14 protein-coding genes are annotated in these 18,633 nt (G+C 40.9%); 4 read left to right on the top strand and 10 right to left on the bottom strand.

Annotated features, from left to right (window positions below; genetic code table 11):
* Nucleotides 1–6 precede the first annotated feature (6 nt).
* From JKG61_RS14665 to JKG61_RS14655, 3 genes are all read left to right on the top strand, one after another.
* Nucleotides 7–816 (top strand): N-acetylmuramoyl-L-alanine amidase family protein, encoded by an 810-nt coding sequence (locus tag JKG61_RS14665; protein ID WP_202103704.1) that lies wholly within the window; start codon nt 7–9, stop codon nt 814–816.
* Nucleotides 817–958: 142 nt separating this feature from the next.
* Nucleotides 959–1,906 (top strand): MlaD family protein, encoded by a 948-nt coding sequence (locus JKG61_RS14660; RefSeq protein ID WP_202103703.1) that lies wholly within the window; start codon nt 959–961, stop codon nt 1,904–1,906.
* 81 nt (nt 1,907–1,987) lie between these two features.
* Nucleotides 1,988–2,329, top strand: coding sequence for a DUF4870 domain-containing protein (locus tag JKG61_RS14655; protein WP_202103702.1), 342 nt, complete (start codon nt 1,988–1,990; stop codon nt 2,327–2,329).
* A gap of 38 nt (nt 2,330–2,367) precedes the next feature.
* Here the strand turns inward: JKG61_RS14655 and JKG61_RS14650 are convergent, their stop codons facing one another.
* The 7 genes from JKG61_RS14650 to JKG61_RS14620 form a co-directional block, all read right to left on the bottom strand.
* On the bottom strand, nt 2,368–4,467 hold the full coding sequence (locus tag JKG61_RS14650) for a S9 family peptidase (RefSeq protein WP_202103701.1): 2,100 nt from the start codon (nt 4,465–4,467) through the stop codon (nt 2,368–2,370).
* Nucleotides 4,468–4,774: 307 nt separating this feature from the next.
* Nucleotides 4,775–5,200: a TRASH domain-containing protein gene (locus JKG61_RS14645; RefSeq protein WP_202103700.1), complete on the bottom strand. Its 426-nt coding sequence runs from the start codon at nt 5,198–5,200 to the stop codon at nt 4,775–4,777.
* 27 nt (nt 5,201–5,227) lie between these two features.
* A complete protein-coding gene (locus tag JKG61_RS14640) occupies nt 5,228–6,355 on the bottom strand; it encodes an efflux RND transporter periplasmic adaptor subunit (protein ID WP_202103699.1) in 1,128 nt (375 codons plus the stop codon).
* Nucleotides 6,356–6,432: 77 nt separating this feature from the next.
* A complete protein-coding gene (locus JKG61_RS14635) occupies nt 6,433–9,591 on the bottom strand; it encodes an efflux RND transporter permease subunit (RefSeq protein WP_202103698.1) in 3,159 nt (1,052 codons plus the stop codon).
* Nucleotides 9,592–9,692: 101 nt separating this feature from the next.
* Entirely contained in the window at nt 9,693–11,090 is a 1,398-nt protein-coding gene (locus JKG61_RS14630) for a TolC family protein (protein ID WP_202103697.1), read from the bottom strand.
* 90 nt (nt 11,091–11,180) lie between these two features.
* Nucleotides 11,181–11,603: a hypothetical protein gene (locus tag JKG61_RS14625; protein WP_202103696.1), complete on the bottom strand. Its 423-nt coding sequence runs from the start codon at nt 11,601–11,603 to the stop codon at nt 11,181–11,183.
* A 164-nt stretch (nt 11,604–11,767) separates the two neighbouring features.
* The gene (locus JKG61_RS14620; protein WP_202103695.1) at nt 11,768–14,707 is read right to left on the bottom strand and encodes a M16 family metallopeptidase; all 2,940 of its coding nucleotides are present in this window, start codon (nt 14,705–14,707) and stop codon (nt 11,768–11,770) included.
* Between the two features lie 484 nt (nt 14,708–15,191).
* On the opposite strand from JKG61_RS14620, the gene JKG61_RS14615 reads away from it, so the two are divergent.
* Nucleotides 15,192–15,827 (top strand): DUF6266 family protein, encoded by a 636-nt coding sequence (locus tag JKG61_RS14615; protein WP_202103694.1) that lies wholly within the window; start codon nt 15,192–15,194, stop codon nt 15,825–15,827.
* Between the two features lie 75 nt (nt 15,828–15,902).
* Here the strand turns inward: JKG61_RS14615 and creD are convergent, their stop codons facing one another.
* The 3 genes from creD to JKG61_RS14600 form a co-directional block, all read right to left on the bottom strand.
* Nucleotides 15,903–17,381, bottom strand: a complete 1,479-nt coding sequence (creD, locus tag JKG61_RS14610; protein WP_237249487.1) for a cell envelope integrity protein CreD — start codon at nt 17,379–17,381, stop codon at nt 15,903–15,905.
* Nucleotides 17,382–17,496: 115 nt separating this feature from the next.
* On the bottom strand, nt 17,497–17,799 hold the full coding sequence (locus JKG61_RS14605) for a winged helix-turn-helix domain-containing protein (RefSeq protein WP_202103693.1): 303 nt from the start codon (nt 17,797–17,799) through the stop codon (nt 17,497–17,499).
* Complete coding sequence (locus tag JKG61_RS14600; RefSeq protein ID WP_202103692.1) at nt 17,796–18,416, bottom strand: hypothetical protein; 621 nt, start codon at nt 18,414–18,416, stop codon at nt 17,796–17,798. The genes JKG61_RS14605 and JKG61_RS14600 overlap by 4 nt, the downstream gene beginning before the upstream one ends.
* Between the last annotated feature and the right edge of the window lie 217 nt (nt 18,417–18,633).

The raw sequence follows: 18,633 nt of genomic DNA, 5'->3' as shown, positions 1-18,633 counted from the left end.
ATGCCGATGAAATTTTTAAATATTGTTAAAAAATTAAGCTTTACACTACTCACATCCTCTTTTCTAGTAACCTCTGTTTCATTTGCCGCTATTACAAACGACCCTCCGGTCACAAAAAATAAAAAGACGTTTACTATTGTAATTGATCCGGGCCATGGAGGACCAGCCACAGGAGCAGCAGGCCGTCGTTCATTAGAAAAAAATCTGGTACTGGATGTCTCTAAAAAGTTAAAAACAGAGTTAGAAAACAAACTGGGTATCAACGTAATAATGACACGTACAACGGATGTAGACATTCCCTTCCGGACCCGTTCCGAAATAGCCAATAAAAACAATGCCGATATTTTCCTTTCCATACACGCGAACTCCACGAGTCAACGTACTTCAAAGGCTTCTGGAACGGAAACCTTTGTATTAGGATTCCATCGCATGTCCGAACAGGACGTAGCTATTCGAGAGAATGCCGATATGTTGTTACATGATGACGACAATAGTGACTTAGGCAACTTCGACCCTAAAGACCCTTCCAGTTATATCGTATTTAAATTGATGCGAAGACAATATCGCGATAGAAGTATTCGATTTGCTTCCTACATACAGCATGAATATACCGCCTCAAAGCGTGTAGACCGTGGCGTAAAAGAACAGGGATTAGCCGTTCTCGCTCGTGCCTCCATGCCGGCAGTACTCACGGAAATAGGCTTCATCAATAATGCGGAAGAAGAAAACTACATGTTATCAGACGAAGGGCAGGCCGAAATTGTAGAAAATCTCTTTCAAGCTATAAAGAAGTATAAAACTGCCACGGAGAAGTAAACATTTACCCCATATTTATTGTTTAATAAAAAACAGAAGTCGCTTTTATATCGATATTCCTTGTATTGCATATAAAAATGAATTTATGTAAGTTTAAACTGTTTATATGGAGGTATAGACTAAACCCTTAAATGATTATATTTTGAAAATATCAAACGAGACTAAAGTAGGCGCATTAACGGCAATCGCAATTGCCTTATTATTTATCGGTTATAGTTTTTTACGGGGTAATGATGTATTCAGTACCGACAATATGTTTTATACGGACTACGACAATGTAGATGGTCTAGCAACATCTAAGCCTGTAATGGTCAATGGTTACCAAATCGGACGTGTGTCCAAAATGTCGCTCATGGATAATGGAAAAATCAGGACTGAATTCAAGATTAAAAGTAGCTATGATATCCCCTCTAATACCATCGCCCGTATAGTCAGCGAAAGTATTCTAGGTAGTAAAGTTATTGTTTTCGACATTGGCAATAGCAGCACCATGGCTAGAAGCGGAGATCCTTTACAGTCCGATGTACAGGCCAACCTCATGGAAAAAGTAGAGCCTTTACAGAAAAAAATTGAGAACCTCGTTGTCAAGCTAGACTCGGTACTGAGTGCTGTAAACACAGCCTTGGATGACGAATTCCAACGTGATTTTAAAAAGAGCCTACGTAGTATATCGGCATCCTTAACCAATATGGAAAAGATCACCAGTGATGTAGAAGGTCTTATGGGATCCGAGCGCATACGCTTGGCTAAAATCATGCAAAATCTAGAATCCATTACCGATAACTTTAAAAACAACAACGAGAAAATAAACTCTATTTTAGCAAACCTAGACAATCTTTCAGACGACCTCTCCAAAACCGAGATAAAAGCTACGGTTGACAACGCACATAAAGCTATGAAAGATGTACAAGCTATTACCGGAAAAATAAATAAAGGTGAAGGTTCCATTGGTTTGCTGCTGAATGATGATCAGCTCTATGACAATCTGAATAAAGCTTCGGCAAACCTCAATGAACTCGTTCATGATTTGAAAACAAATCCTGGAAAATACCTAAAAATCTCAATCTTTGGGAAGAAGGATACGAAATAAAAAAAATATCACGGTTTTCGGGGACGAATAGGCATGGGTTTTGTCATTACCTTTGTTCAAAACAAATTCAACTTAACAACAATGGACAACACACCAGTAAAAAACACCGTGGAAGAGGGAAAAAGCATAGCGATTATCTCCTACATCACATTAATCGGATTAATCGTAGCTTTCGTCATGAACAAAGACAAAAACAACAGCTTCGCGAAGTTTCATATTCGTCAAAACCTAGGATTGCTGGTTATCGGACTAGTTTCGGGGGTATTCCGGTACATCCCTGTCGCCGGCGCGATTATAGGCATGGTAGTAGGCATAGCGTTATTGATTCTTTGGATCATGGGACTTATCTCGGCCTTCAATGGTAGCCAAAAAGAACTTCCAGTTGTAGGTCATTTATTCCAAAAATGGTTCAGTACAATATAAAAAAGAACGGGATCCAAATTGGATCCCGTTCTTTTTTATTAGAGTGTTTCTTTTAGCCAATCAAAAAACTCCCGTTGCCATACCTGCGCATTATGTCCCGATAGCACCCAGTGATTTTCGTCCGGCATATACACCAATCGACTTTTCACACCTTTAAGTTGTGCCGCCTGGAAAGCCTCTAGTCCTTGTCCAATAGGCACTCGATAATCCTTGCCTCCTTGGAATATCAAGATAGGCGTATTCCATTTGTCTACATGCTTGATAGGGTTAAAATCCGTATAAGTCTTCTCATTTTTCTTGTCCCAGTACGCTCCCCCTAGGTCATGATTCGCGAAAAACAATTCCTCAGTCGTACCATACCAAGAGGTCATATCAAACAGACCACAGTGGGAGATTAATGACTTGAAACGCCCCTCATGAACGCCGGCCAGCATAAATACCGAGTAGCCACCGTAACTAGCGCCTATAGCCCCAATACGAGACTTATCGACATAGCTTTCTTTAGAAAAATCGTCGATCGCAGAAAGATAATCTCGAATAGCTTGTCCCCCCCAATCCTTGGAGATATCCTCGTTCCACTTCACGCCCCATCCTGGCATACCTCGTCTATTCGGCAGGATAACGATATAACCTTGCGACGCCATCAACTGAAAACTCCAACGAAACGAATACCCCTGCGTAGTGGCCGATTGTGGCCCCCCCTGACAGAATAATAAGGTTGGATATTTCTTCGTCGGATCAAAGTTAGGTGGATAGATTACCCATGAGAATAAATCTTCACCATCCGAAGCCTTGGTAAACCGACCTTCGACTTTTGTCTCATTCAATCGCGCATAATGAGCATCATTGACAGTGGTCAACGGGGCAAGCTTTTTCGATTTAAAAGCATAGTGATAAATCTCTGTCGCCTGTGTCATCTTTGTAGAAGTCACCACCAAGCCATCCTTCAACTCACCCACAATACCCGTAATATCAAATTGACCTTCACTGATCTGTTCGATAACAGGCAGTGAACGTACGTTAAGATTTACCGGAACATGAATCGCAAAAAGCTGAACCGTACCTCGTGTCGGAGCGACAAAATAAATCTTCTTATTGTCTTTACTCCAAGCGAATGAATTTACCGTCCCATCCCAATGAGCCGTCAGGTTTACCTTTTGCGAGGTAGATGGATCGACAAGAATAATATCATTCTTATCTGCCTCATACCCGTCAGTTTTCATACTCATCCACGATAGGCGTTTTCCATCAGGGCTGAAAACAGGATTCGTATCATAGCCCAGCATCCCCTCCGAAAGGTTCTTCGTTTTGCCTGTCGCTATCTCATATTCATAAATATCCGTATTGGTACTTGTGGCATAATCCTTTCCGAACTTCTTTTTACATACGTACAGTACCGACTTCCCATCGGGACTCCAGGTAAAATCCTCTGCTCCACCAAAAGGTGCCGTAGGACTATAATAAGGCTCATCCTTCAAAATATCCAGCGCTTCGCCAATCTTTCCGTCCGTATAGCTCGCTATAAACGGATGGTTAAAACGTCCATCATTAAAGCTGTCCCAATGTCGATAGTCCAAATCATCATAGATATAGATATTCGATTTAGGAAGATCCTTGTATTTATCCACACTGTGATAATTCTTCAACAATACCGCTTTGCTAAAAAGGATATGTTTACCATCGGGAGAAAACTTAACATTCTCCAATCCGCCCTCTACATCGGTCAACTGAACCGCAGCGCCGCCATGTAGATTCTTGCGCCACAACTGTCCTTTAAAACTATAGATGACATCACCATTGGCCTCGATCTTCAAAACAGATTCACCTCCTGCTTCCGCAGTAAACTGCTTCACCGATTTGTCAGCCAAAGACAGCGCATACAGATCCTTCTCCGATTTATTATCATTCAACGAATAATACGACACGCCATATAATAAGGTCTTTCCATCAGGGCTCAATCCTTCTGCTGACACACGGCCCAGTTCCCAAAGATCCATGGCCGTCATGTTTTTCTTTCCAAGCGATTCTTGCACTTTTGTTGTGATTAACGATTTATCAATTTTAACTTCCGGCTTTCTCTGCGCGACAGTAGTCACGCTAATCAGCAGAGCTGCACCCAATACAGACAACTTATTCATATACATACAATTAATTCATTATCATTCGTCAACTATCAAAAACAATTTACCCTATCTTCGGTGATAGGAGTATAAAGTGCAAGATAAGAAAATATCCGAAGAGTAATGTTAACGAGCATCAACACCACTCTTAAAATCTAGGTCATTAAGATGCCTTTAAAATTAAAACCCGGAAGATAGGCTTTGACAAACTACCTAGAGATTGAAAGCGCGGAACGGTGTAAAACTTCAAAGGTCTTAATCTCGCCATAGGCGATTAAAAAGGCATCTAAATAAAAAAACTATAAACAACTAAAAAACTTACATGCTAACTTTCACTGATAAACTTGTGATAATTTTCTTCCTTCTGAAAATAGGCAACCTCTCCATTATCCCCGACCACAACGATAAATGCATTCGCTTTATCCACTTTCTCTAAAGAGTAAGGATCCGTCGCAATACGGGACTTCTCATCCTTAGGAATCTTTTCCTTGCACATATTACAGCATCCATAGTACTTTTTCCCTTCATGCTCGACTAGAATTTGTTCTTTCCCCATATAAGCATCATTCACCATGCACACCAGATTCTGAGGTACCTGCTTCCCTTTCAGGGGATTCTTACTTATATTTATTTTATTTCCTTCCTCCGATGTTACCACCGAATCCTGCACTTTTTTTTCAGTATTGTTGCAGGCTATCAGGGATACCGCAACTATTGTTGCGATACCCCATGTTTTAAACAATCTGTACATATAAAACAGTTTAAAAACTTCTTACTATTATGATTTCTTCATTTCCGTTTTGGCAGGAATCTCCGTCCCCTCCAAGATTTCTTCTGTACCCATCTTAAGGATAACATCTCCCTCATTCAGTTCACCAAATACTTCTACTTTATCCGGCATCATACGTCCTTTACTGACAGGCACATTCTTTGTTTTTCCATTTTCAACACGGATCACATAAACTCCCATACCACTTTCTACAACAGCCATTTTAGGCACAAAGAATGTAGCTACCGTATTCTGTAAAGGAATAACCGTCTCAGCCACCATAAATGGCTTAAGGACATTACCGCCATTCGCAAAATCCGCTTCGATCTTTTCTGCTCGAAACTTAGCATCCAGACTACCAGACTTACGCGTGACCAATGCCACATGTGTAGTTTGAGGTTGCGACCTTACATGGAATCGAATTGTATCTCCCTGTTTGATATACGGCGTACTTGCTTCCGGAATAGAAAGATTAAGACGCAGCTTCCTATTATCCTGAACCACCAATAATGGTGTTTTTCCCATTGGTCCCACATAGGCGCCCAAATCAACATTCCGATCGGTAATACTACCTGCAAATGGGGAACGGATTACAAGATAGTTATCAATATCTCTTATCTCTTCGTAGGCAGATTTAGCCGCATTCAATTGCGCTTCATCCGACAGCTTGCGTGCTGTAATCTGATCGATAGCATCCTTTGCTATTGCCCCCTCCGTTTTATCGGCATTCAACATACGATCGTAGGTCGACTTCGTAGAAAGGTAAATCGCATTTTGGGCCTCATACTTTGCTTTAGCACTAGCCACTTGCGACTGAATCTCCGGCGCTTCCAATACCATCAGAACCTGACCTTGCGAGACCTTGTCTCCAATATCCACTCGGATACTTTTCACATAACTGTTCACCTTAGCAAACAATTCAGTATATTGATCAGGCATCAACTCTCCCGCTAGCTGCAGTTTCACCAAGGGATTACTCTTCGCCACCACTACCGTCTCAAACGGATTCATCATCATACCCATACCGCCCATGCCCTTGCTTTCGGTCTTTTTTTCTTCTTTTACTTCTGCCTTCTCGCTATTGCATGCTGTAAAAACAAAAATTGATGCAATAGCTGTATATACTAATAACTTCATACCTGTATAATTTGATTTTTTAAAAACATAATGAACATTCGTTGGGACTTCACAGATCCAAACGAATAATTACTTTATTAATTTACGGACTGATTAAAGTGAACACTTTCTTCGTCTTCTGGATCCAATGACGGACTCAGGATACTCACATTTCTCATCACCCATCCATACACTAGAGGGAGTATAACCAAAACGGAGAAAGTAGAGAAAATCAATCCTCCAATCACTGCTCTACCCAACGGCGATATCTGATCGGCACCCTCGCCAAATCCAATAGCAATCGGAAGCATTCCCGCTGCCATTGCCAGTGTCGTCATGATGATAGGTCTTATCCGTAGCTTAGCCGCTTCCAAACCTGCGGCCATCGCGTCAACTCCTTGCTTACGTACGCTCTCCGCATTACTGATTAACAGAACCCCATTCGCGATAGATACACCTACAGACATAATCAACCCCATATACGATTGTAAGTTCAGCGTAGAGCCTGACAGATTCAACAGTACCAAAGAGCCAACCATTACAAAAGGAACTGTAGTCAAAATCACTAAAGAAGCCCTAAAAGACTGGAAAGTAGCTGACAGCATTAGAAAGATAACAACAACGGCAATCAACAGCCCCGTAGCCAAACTCTTCATCGTCTCATCCAATACCGGAGCCAAACCAGCAATGTTAATATTTACCCCTTTTGGCAATTCGCCCAAAGAAGCAATAGCTGCTTCTACATCCTTTGATGCACGTTCCAAATCCGTTTTATGGATATTAGCCGTCACCGTTGTATACCCCATGGTTCCCAGGTTATAGCTTTCGCCCAATTCCTTCGTCGGCGTAATCGTTGCCACATCACTTAATATAGGTCGCTCGGCATTTTTGGACAACGGTAAGTTGGCCAACTCTTCTTTGCTATTCAATATATGTTGCGGCGTCTGCACCTGTACATCATAGGCAATCCCCATCATACCACCTACCCAGAAGTTTTTATTGGTATAACGTGTAGATGCTGTAGCTGCCACCAAAGATTTAGCGATATCTTGTGCATCCAGCCCCAATTGAGCCGCGCGGGTACGATCTATATTAATCTGTAAAGCAGGATAATCCATTGATTGAGGGACCTGCTGATCACGCATGTACTCCAACTCTTTAAGCTTTGCCAAGAGTTTGTTGGCATAAATACGGTTCATCTTTTTCATCATCCCTGACACCCGGATCTCGATCGGATTATTAGCACCTTGGCTCAAAATTTTCTCGGTAAGTTCGATAGGTTCAAAAGAAATATGCAAGTCCGGCATTTTCTCTTTGTAATATGCCCGTAGCTTATCCTTGAGCTCGTCAGAATTACCCTTAAATTCTTTCAAAGCCACCTGCATCAGTGCCTCGTGGGGACCGGCATTATAAAGATAGATAGGACTCACCGCAAAAGTAGATGGGTGTTGACCGATAAATACGGAAGAAATAGCAACATTATCCTTACCCACGACATTTCCAAGATGGTCTAGAAAACCTTTTACTTTTGCTTCCGTCACTTCGATACGTGTTCCTTCAGCAGCTTTGATACGCACTTGAAACTGCCTCGAGTTTACTGTTGGAAGCACGTCTTTTCCTGTAATTTGGTACAGTGCAAAAACCGTAAATAGAATAGATACAAGACTGATAATAACAATAGGTTTTCTAAATTTCATCATTCCAGTGAGCACATTTACGAACCGGTCTCTAAACTTCGAAAACCAATCATCTTTATGCGAAGGGTTTGCACAGGTCTCTGGATTATGCTTCATCATCCAATTGCCCATAATCGGGACAAAGGTCTGTGACAACAAGAACGAAACCACCATAGAGAAACCAATAGCCAAGGCCAAAGGCATAAATAATGCTCCTGGAATTCCCGTCATCATAAATGCTGGCGCGAAAACCGCCAAAATACAAAGCATGATTAACAACTTAGGAAACGCGATTTCCTTACAGGCATCCCATATGGCTTGTGCCCGGGTTTTGCCCATGGCGAAATGCTGGTGTATATTTTCGATAGTCACCGTACTCTCATCCACTAATATCCCTATCGCTAGGGCCAGACCGGATAGTGACATGATATTGATAGTATGTCCGAAGAGCTTCAGAAACAGAACGCCTGATATAATGGAAATCGGAATTGTCATAATTACAATCAGCGCTCCTCGTCTATCGTTCAAGAACAACATCACCATCAAACCAGTCAATAAAGCTCCAAGCACACCTTCAATAATCAAACTTTTCAAGGCATTAGAGATATATACCGATTGATCGAACTCATATGAAATCGTGACATCATCCGGCATATTCCGTTGTATCATAGGAAGCGACTCTTTCAACGTATTGACGACATCCAGTGTCGAAGCATTGCTTGCCTTAGCGATATTAACATACACCGAACGCTTGCCATCGATCAGGGCATAGCCTGTCGCAATATCGGCTCCGTCTTTGACCGTAGCCACATCCCTTATGTATACATTATCTACGGTACCTTTAAATAGTGGCACATCTCCCAATTCCTCTACGGTTTTGACCGTATTATTCGTTGGTGTCAAATAATTTGTATCACCGATATAGACATTACCTGAGGGCGATGTAATATTATTTCTACTAATAACCTCTACAACCTGCTCAGGAGAGAGATTATGTGACCTCAGTTTAACAGGATCAATATTAATCTCAATTGTCCGCGGACTACCACCAAATGGAGGTGCTGTAGTCAGTCCTGGAATAGCAATCAAAAACGGACGTGCGTTAAAGTTGGCAATATCCTGCAGTTGATTATTGTTCTTCGTATTGCTTCGAAACACCAGCTGCCCTACAGGCTGCGATGAAGAGTCAAAGCGGATAATAAATGGGGGTGGCGCTCCCGGCGGCAGAAATACCTGCGAACGCGTCGATAATGCATTAATCTGTGCAAGAGCCTCCCCCATATTCGTCCCTTCGTAGAAAACCACCTTCATTAAAGTAAGGCCTTGCGTATTCTTGGATTCTATACTCTTGATACCGTTTGTAAACAAAAGCATGTTTACATACATCTTGATAAAATACCCTTCCATCTGTTGTGGTGTATAGCCATTGAATGAATGAGCTACATATACAACAGGGAGGTCCATTTCAGGCAGAATATCTACTTTAACATCCTGGGCTGCCTTAATCCCAAAGAACAGTAGTCCGAGCACCATCACGATAATCGCTATGGGCTTCCGGAGTGCAAATCTTATTAATTCCATATGTCAATAATTACTTCACGCCCCCTACTTAGCGGGCCAATTTCTTCTATACGCTCCATCAAAGCATTTTTATGGGCGCGAACTCATTAATACCTCAATTGTTATTTTACACTTGCGTCCAAGAGCATAGTAAGGTCTCCATCTGCAGCTGCCAATAGCAGTAAACTTTGCCATACGTTATTCTGAGCGATTTCAAAATCGATCTCAGCACGACGCAGACTGTATAGAGCCTGTGTGAAATCCACCAAAGTCGTTAAGCCATTTTCATAAAGTGCTGTATGTTGTTTGTAAGCTAGCTCTGCGGCGGCAAGCTGTACTTTCGTCTCTTCAAAATTTTCGAAAGAGTTGGTAATTTGCTTTTTTGCCAACATAGATTGGGCGTCCAGATCTTTTTTCATACGATCATAATCGTACTCCAAAGATTTTGTCAGCAAACGTTGTTCGTTAACCTTACTATCGTAACGGAACAAATTGGTGATGTTCCAGCTCAACGAAACGCCCAATAAAAAATTACCCCGATTAATACCAACACCTTTAAGATAGGCCGAAGAGTAAGCCGAATTGTCCTGAACATAATTCCAATCAAAGCCAGACCCTCGGCCTTGTATTACTCCAAATCCCGATAGATTAGGCTTTTTTTGGGACTGGATAAGCTGTTCTACTTCTTTACTTTCGTCTATTTTAGATTGTTGCCACACTAAAAAAGGATGATTTTCAAAGTTGTTATCAGCGATTCGTCCAATTACTGCTGTCGGGGTTGCTGTACTATATATGCTATCCAGTACATACAGTTTAAAATCCTCTCCCATTAATACAGCCAACTGCTTGGAGAAATCCAGCTCTTTATCAAAAGACTTAATCTCCATCGATCTCGCGTTTGACACCTCTGCTTTTGCCAGCGAAGCGTCCACCTCGGGGATTAAACCACTTTTTGCCCGCGTATTGGTCATTTCATAAAAAACCTCTGCACGTTCAAAATTCTTACGCTGCACATACTTGATACGCTGTGTAGCCAAAAGGTTCAGATAAGCAGCACTGACCTTGACTTGATGTTGAAAAATCTCCTGATCCACATCTGCCGTCGCTGTCTTTTCTTTCGACACAACGAGATCGACCTGCTTCTTCAGGCGACCAAAAGTAAATATGTTCCAGTTTACATTGGCAAAATACAGCGAACCAAAGGCTGCGTTCCAATTCTGATCGGCCAATGGCATGGATGTCGCTGCTGAGGCAAGTCCTCCATAAGCATATAATGGTCCATTCTGAGCGTTGATGGTTCCATAACTCTGCTGAGCAGCTACTGTTACATCAGGCAGATATTGTTTCTGTTGATAAAGGGTGTTTTGTGCGGAAGCTTCAACAAGGACTTCCTTGGCTTTGATTTTATCATAATTATCAACAGCCAGTTTTAGCGCATCCTTAAGATCTAGTACCTGGGCAATACTACTTACAGAGAATCCCAAGACCATACCTATAGATGCCATGAACTTGATATTCATCTATACGATACATTTAAAATAAAAAAAAGGAATAGTACGACTTCCGCTAAGGGAAACCGCATTGATACTTAAATGAAGATAGACGAGGGTTTAAATTCTATAAACGCAATAGAAAATATAAAGTGGATTGCTCCAGGGGACTAGTTTGGTAGAATAATAATGTGCATTGAACAGGAAATCTCCTTCGACATTCCTATCAAACAGCGCGCCCAACATCCGCTCTGGAAATACATGAGCAAATATCTTAAAGGCAAAGTCAGTATGTCCACTCCCCGATGTAGAGACATCTACTTTCAGTGTCTTACTGGCATGCTTACAACAGTCCTTTTTAGATTTCTTCAGGTTCTTTTCTTTGCCAAGACATATCGGACATGGTTGATCTCCTACTGCCGCCGAAGAGGTTAAGCTAACCAACCTGACCGCCGCTCCCTTACACTCATGCGAAAACTGCGTGAAGCCCGAAGACAACAGCAGATACAGAAGCGATATTAAAACGACGAATAATTGTCTCATAGCAACAGCCACAAAGTTATGCAACGAAGATAGGTTTTCATTTATATCATTCCGATGAAATGTTGTAAAATTTTGGTGTCAATAAAAAAAACGGGGCGCTCTTTAGTTGAGCGTCCCGTTCACATCCATGAATTGAGGTATATGATTAGGTAGTTGTATGTATTTTAATAACCAAATATTTCTGCCAACGTCAATTTCTTGAATTGCCCCAAGTTCTTCAGATCATCTGCTTTCAAACCTGATTCGTCCGCCACGATACAATAGATATAAGGTTTTTTACTAAATTCTTTCTTGTGAAACGTGTTCACATCAGCAAAAGTAAGAGCCGGTATTTTCTCATATACAGACCTCCGGATATCCGTCTGATTACCTAAGCGTTCAGCAGCCAGATAACTATTCAAGATTCCTGTATTAGTTATACGTTCACTAGCGATAGATTTCATTAAACTGATCTTCGCCGTCTCGAAAGATTTTGAAGATTCCGGTAATACGTCGATAAGCTCATTCATACCTTTTATAGCGTCCATAAATTTGTCGGACTGTGTTCCCACGTAAGCACCTACCGTATAATGATTTTCCTTTTTATAAGGAGCGCCGTAAAAAGCATAGGTCGAATAGGCTAAAGCTTTGGACTCGCGGATCGTCTGGAAAACAATACTTCCCATTCCGCCACCGAAATAACTATTGAATAAAGACACCGTAGGGGTTAAAGCCGCATTGTAGGTATCCGAATTTCTAAACCAGAAGATATCGGCCTGCTTCATGTTATAGTTAGAAAACAGCACCTGATTTTCGGTCGTAGCCAACTCTTTAAACGATGTACCCTGTGGAATAGTCACAAATGCTCCGGCACCTACCTTCAACGCAGGCAAAGCAGCGGTCAACTGCGCTACCTTCTTAGGGCCAAAATAAAGAACGGTATGTTTAGTCTTCGATAAGTCATGCAATGCCTGTACCAAATCCCCTGCCTTAAGCTGATCTAATTCTGCATCGGTAAATGTATAGTTGAATGGATTTTTCGCACCATACTTTGCATAAGCTTTAAGACCGTTCATGATAGCATCTTTGTTTTCCTTGGCATTCACTCTCGACTTTTTCAACCGGCCGATATAAGCATCGAATGCAGATTGATCCGCCACACAATTTCTCAACAGATCTTGTATCAAGGCTACAGAAGCTTCAAAATTACGATCCAGTCCGGCTATAGAAACAGTCGTTTCCTCATTACCCGCAGAAACAGAAAAATCAGAAGCTAACTTATAAAAATCCTTACTGAATTGTTCGCTGCTCTTCTCTTTAGTTCCCAGAAACTCCAAGTATCCCGTTGCTAATCCCAACAGTCTATTATTCCATGAGCCCAAAGGAAAGCGATATACTAAACTGAACAATTCATTGTCTTTATTTTCTACGGCCAAAACATCCACGCCGTGAGAGGAAGATTTCTGGATATCTTTGCTGTAATCCAACCATACCGGTTTAATTTCCTCTTCAGGCATCGCATTAACTTTCGTCAAGAACTCCGATTGCGCTTCCCGGTTTACAGTTACCGGTGTGATCTCCGGTTTCACGACCTTCACCACATTTTCATCTACTCCCTGACGCTTGTAAATAGCCACATAGTTTTGATCATTCAGATATTTGTTAGCAAAATCAACGATATCTTTTTTAGTCACCGTAGCTAACCAATCGGTATTGCGCAACTCATTAGCCCAATCCAACTCGGAGGTAAAAGCCCCCATTAACTCTTCCGCTCTACTTTGATAACTATCATTTCGTGCAATCTGAGACTTGCGCTCATTATTGACAATAGAAGTAATCAAATCCTCAGAGAAATCTCCTTTACGCAGTTTCGCCAATTCGGCCAATAGCAATTCTTTAACCTGATCCAAAGACTGTCCCTGAGACGGATTCCCCTGAAGGATCAACATCGAATAGTCTTTTAGGATATAAGGGAAAGCTCCTGCACCTAATAACTTCTGTGATTTTACCAAGTCCAAATCGATCAATCCGGCAGAACCATTGGTCAATATGCTTCCTAAAAGATTAAGCATCTGAGCATCTTTGGTAGCTGCTCCCGGAAATCTAAATCCTAAGAATAAAAACTCGGAATTAGGCCCCTTCACCTCTTTAATGATAGGACTTGTAATCGGTTTTTCGGGCGCAAAGTTGTAAGGAGGTACGTCTTTGCGCTGCATATAAGCAAACGCCGCATCCACCTTCTTGATCATAGCTGTAGGATCAAAATCTCCTGACATGATGACCCCCATGTTATTGGGCACATAATATGCGTCAAAATATGCACGGATAGCTTTCAACGAAGGGTTTTTAAGATGTTCCACGGTGCCTAATACCGTTTGTTGTCCATAATTGTTGGTTGGGAACAACCCTTCGAACATGGCCTCTATCGCCTTACGGTTGTCCGTATCCAAACCGATGTTTTTCTCTTCATAAACAGCTTCTAGTTCGGTATGGAACAAACGAAAGACCGGGCTTCTGAAACGTTCGGCCTGTACCGCAAGATACTTGTCGACTACATTGTTGGGAATATCTTCAATATAGACAGTCTGTTCGAATGAAGTAAAAGCGTTGGTTCCATCTGCCCCCATATTGCTCATGAGTTTATCATATTCATTGGCGATCGCATACTTAGCGGCTTCACCAGAGACTTCATCGATTTCCTTATAGATTGCCTTACGCTTAGCCTCGTCTTTTGTGGAGTTATAGTCTTCATAGAGACCATCGATCTTATCCAACAAAGGCTTTTCCTTTGCCCAATCCAAAGAACCAAACCGATCTGTACCTTTAAACAATAAGTGCTCGAGATAATGTGCTAACCCTGTATGATCTTTAGGATCTGTTTTACTTCCTGCTTTGGTCGCAATATAAGTTTGGATCCGCGGCTCTTTCTTACTGGGACTAAGAATAACCGTCAAACCATTTTTTAAGGTATAGAACCTTGAATGTGTGGGATCGTTGGAGACATATTTATACGAATATCCGCCTTCCTCGCCTTGTTTCCATTCGTAATTGACTTTTTGCGCTTGACTCGTTCCTACGGAGATGAACAAAAACGCAAACATTGAAAAAACTTTAGCTTTCTTCATATTTGTACTTCGCTGAGTTTACATATACAGTCTACCTATCTATCTAAGGCACTGTTAGGGTTACAGTCAAATTTAGGCTTATTATCAATGAATTCAGCTACGCTGCTTATTTTCGATAAATTTTTCGGAAACAAATCCCGAATGCAAAAATATTAACAAAAACATGAACCTTTTAAGCGTAATTACACAGGATTTATTCAGAAATGAACTTAGGTCATTATGTTCTACCTGTATTTCCTTTCAGTTAAACCCCAAGTAGATATCAAGTTCGTTACTCCTTATAAAATTATAGAGATTTTATAGGGGGTAAATAGGGGTTTTATAGAGGGTTAATAGAGGTAAATCACTAGCAATACTCTAGATAATCTTTATCATATTTCTATATTATCAGAATAATCAGTATATTTAGTAATAATTAATTATAAACTAGTACAGGACATGTTCCGAACCTTCTCGGTATGCGGTACTCCTAAAAACAAAAATTATGGCAATACTAAAAGGTGGTATCAACGGCCCGTTCTCAGGAAAAGTAGGAAGTGTTGTAGGCTATGAACTAAATGGTCAAGCAATAATCCGATCGCTTCCGCGCTATGTCAAACGTAAACCTACTGAATTAACAATTATCAACCGTAATCGTATGAAAGCGGTATCTAAGTTTTTATCCCCTATAGGAGAAATAATCAAGCTAGGTTACAAAAATATAGCACCTCCGGGGAGTCGAATCGGTACTTTTCAAGCTGCACAGTCTTATTTCTTCAAAAATGCAATTGATTATGATGAAGATACTATCCCTTATATCAACCCAGAAAAGGCATTAATCTTTAGAGGAAATCTTGATCTGCCAATTGTTACTTCATTACACCGTGAACAATGTAAATTAATGATAACATGGGAGAGACATCGGCACCGATACGATGGACACTACAAGTTACTACTGTTGGCCTATGACATCGAAAACGAGGCTAGCCTTTATGAAGGTACAGCTGCGGTGAACGATGGCCAATTAGAATGGCAACTGCCCAATCATTACCATAAAATAGAACAATTGCACATCTATTTTGGAGTACTAAACGTTTTTACGGGAGAAATGTCAGATTCTGTTTATGCAGGTTGCGTCTAGCAAGCCTTTGCTAAAATCGTTTAAGTAGCATCAAGATGTATGTCACATACATCTTGATGCCTTCAGAACCTAGTTTCATTGCTTATCGAACTGATACCAGTTAATCTTCGTAGATATACGCATAAGTATAGCCAGAATAATAAATACACCGACGGTCCCCACAATCAAGGAATAATCACGCAATTGCATCAGCACGAAAATAAAGCCATAAAACAGACCAAGAATCCCCGTAAACAACAAGGCTGTGCGATTATCCTTCGTTATCATTTTAATGAAGGAGGCAATAAGACCTATTGTCGCAAGCGCGGCAAGTAAATAGGCAATATTAAATCCTAAATGTTCAGAGATGGCAAGTAACAACGAGTAAAACAAGATCATCGCAGCGCCAATTAAAATATACTGAATCAAATGAATGCGTTGCTTTTTAATAATCTCGGTAAAAAACAGTGATGCAAATGTCAATACAATAACAAGTATCCCATACTTCGCTACCCGTGTTGTTTTTTGATAATTATTCACCTCGGGAAGGAAGTTGATCTGTACCATATCCATATCTGTGGCTGCCTCTATATTCGCGCTGGCCACACCTGCAGCATCTGTGGTCTCTATATAATGATCAAAATTTGCCTCAGCAAGCGACATACCTGAAAAACGGTACACGCGGTCATTTCCTCCAGACCATTGCTGCGGCAGTTTTCTTCCAAAGCTCGGGATATTCCATGATGCATTGAATTCTTTATCCGTCACCTCACGGGTTTCGGGCAGATAAGCTCCATTGAAACTCGGATTTCCCCAACTTCCCTTGGCCTGAACCAACGTATGGTTAGCCAAAGGCAAAAAGTTGATTGATTTGGAACCTCTCAGCTTCACGCGAATCTGAAAATCAAACTTGGTATCTTCTCCTTTGGTCAAAGGCAGATTGGCAGCCATGTTGTTATTAAACAGCTGAAAGTTCCTTACATCCATCGATAATGGCATTTTTTGACCTGCCCATTCCAATTCAGGATCAGACGATAGCCCTTTTACATCCTGTATCCCAAAAACCAATTGTGCCTCTGACCATCTCATTTTATCGGCCGCTACAGGAAGCAATTTCATATCCAGACCAGCGAAGTTTCCTTTGATGGTAAAATTTGAATTATACACAACCGATTCATAAATGCCTCTTTTCAGATTCTCTGGTTTAATATCGGTCTGCACTTGGCTGTGACTGGGCAGAAGAAACATCCAATCCTGTTCAACACGTTGTACAACAACTTCTTTCCCCTTACTATCCTTTTCAATTACCTCACTAACATAATCATAAGGAACAGCCAACACCGGACTGGCAATGACCTGATCCCGCCCCCATTTAGCGGCAATTTCGGAAGAAACCTGCTGTTCACGATCCCGTCTCTCACGGACCAGATCATCGACCAAAGACATGGGAATCATCATAATCAGCAGCAGCACGAAGATGACAAACATTTTCAAGATGACGGAATTACTGATTCGCTCAAAGACGGTCATACTCGAATTAGGGAGTTGCGGAGGAGTTTTAATTTCATTTTCCATGATTGTTATTCTATTTAAATGTTATTCGTATGTTATAAAATGTGTGCTAAGTCTGTATTATACACCATCTCTAAAAGAAAGTACTTTGCTTTTCAAAGTTGGTAGGCAAAAAAATTTATTTATACTGCTGCTTGATCAAATTTTCCAATGCTGTCAAATGATTTTCAAAGGCTTTTTGTCCTTTGTCGGTACGGATATATTTGGTATTGGGTTTTCTATCCACAAAACTTTTCTCTACAATAAGGTATCCCTCCTTTTCCAGACTCTTGAGATTAGAAGCGAGATTGCCATCTGTAACCTGCAGGAGTTCTTTTAAAGCATTAAAATCGTAATGTTCATTAGCGACCAATACACTCATGATCTGCAAACGGACACGATTTTCCAGCACTTTATCGTATAGGGATAGATCTAAACTCACTTCTCGTAACGTTGATGTACTATAATTCCGTAAACAATATGCAATAGGCCAAATCCCGTTGCCCAGAACCAAAGACCATAACCTGGAAATGCCAAAGCGAATAATCCCAATAGAATATCCATAATACCAAGCCACCTGGCTTCTCTAAAAGTAAAGCTACTTGCTGCACTCAATGCCAGTCCATAAAAAATCAATAAGGAAGAAGCGATAAGACCATATGCTCCTTTATATATTAACAGCATCGAGAACACGCCTCCTGTCAATAAAGGAATGGCCGTTGCTATAAGCAATCCTTTGCTGGTCGCATTCCAAATTGTCTGCTTGTTCTTTCTAGCCTTATGCCTGGCCATCAGAAAAGCCGTAAGCACAGATGCCAACAACACCACTGCCGCAATGAGAATCAACTTACCGATTATACCAGAATCCGTAATATAGTTGTCCCGGTATCTAAAATCGGTACGCGCACCATATACCGTAACATAGCCAAAGAAAGCACCTATTAAAGCATAGCTTCCGATAAGAATACCAGAAAGACCGCTTATAGACATGAATTTGGAGGAACGCTCCATGAGCGACCTGATCTGTCCTATCTCCTTAATTAAATCGTGTTGACTCATAAAAGTACTTTGATATTCAAAGTAACATACAATATTTGATACCAACAAATTTTTTCTGTGTTTTTTTGAGGTCAAAAAGACAAGTACAAAACATGCAGTAGGTAGAATGAAGCTTTCCTTACTGATATTACACTATATCATCTATTTTTCGTTAAAAATAATCAAACTGAATATTAGGTGTTTATAGATAAAAGTGAACTATAAATGCTTTTTTTAT

Source organism: Sphingobacterium faecale, from assembly GCF_016746095.1.
Lineage (GTDB): Bacteria > Bacteroidota > Bacteroidia > Sphingobacteriales > Sphingobacteriaceae > Sphingobacterium > Sphingobacterium faecale.
Note: the sequence above shows the minus strand (reverse complement) of the source record. Positions and strands in the feature narration are given on the sequence as shown.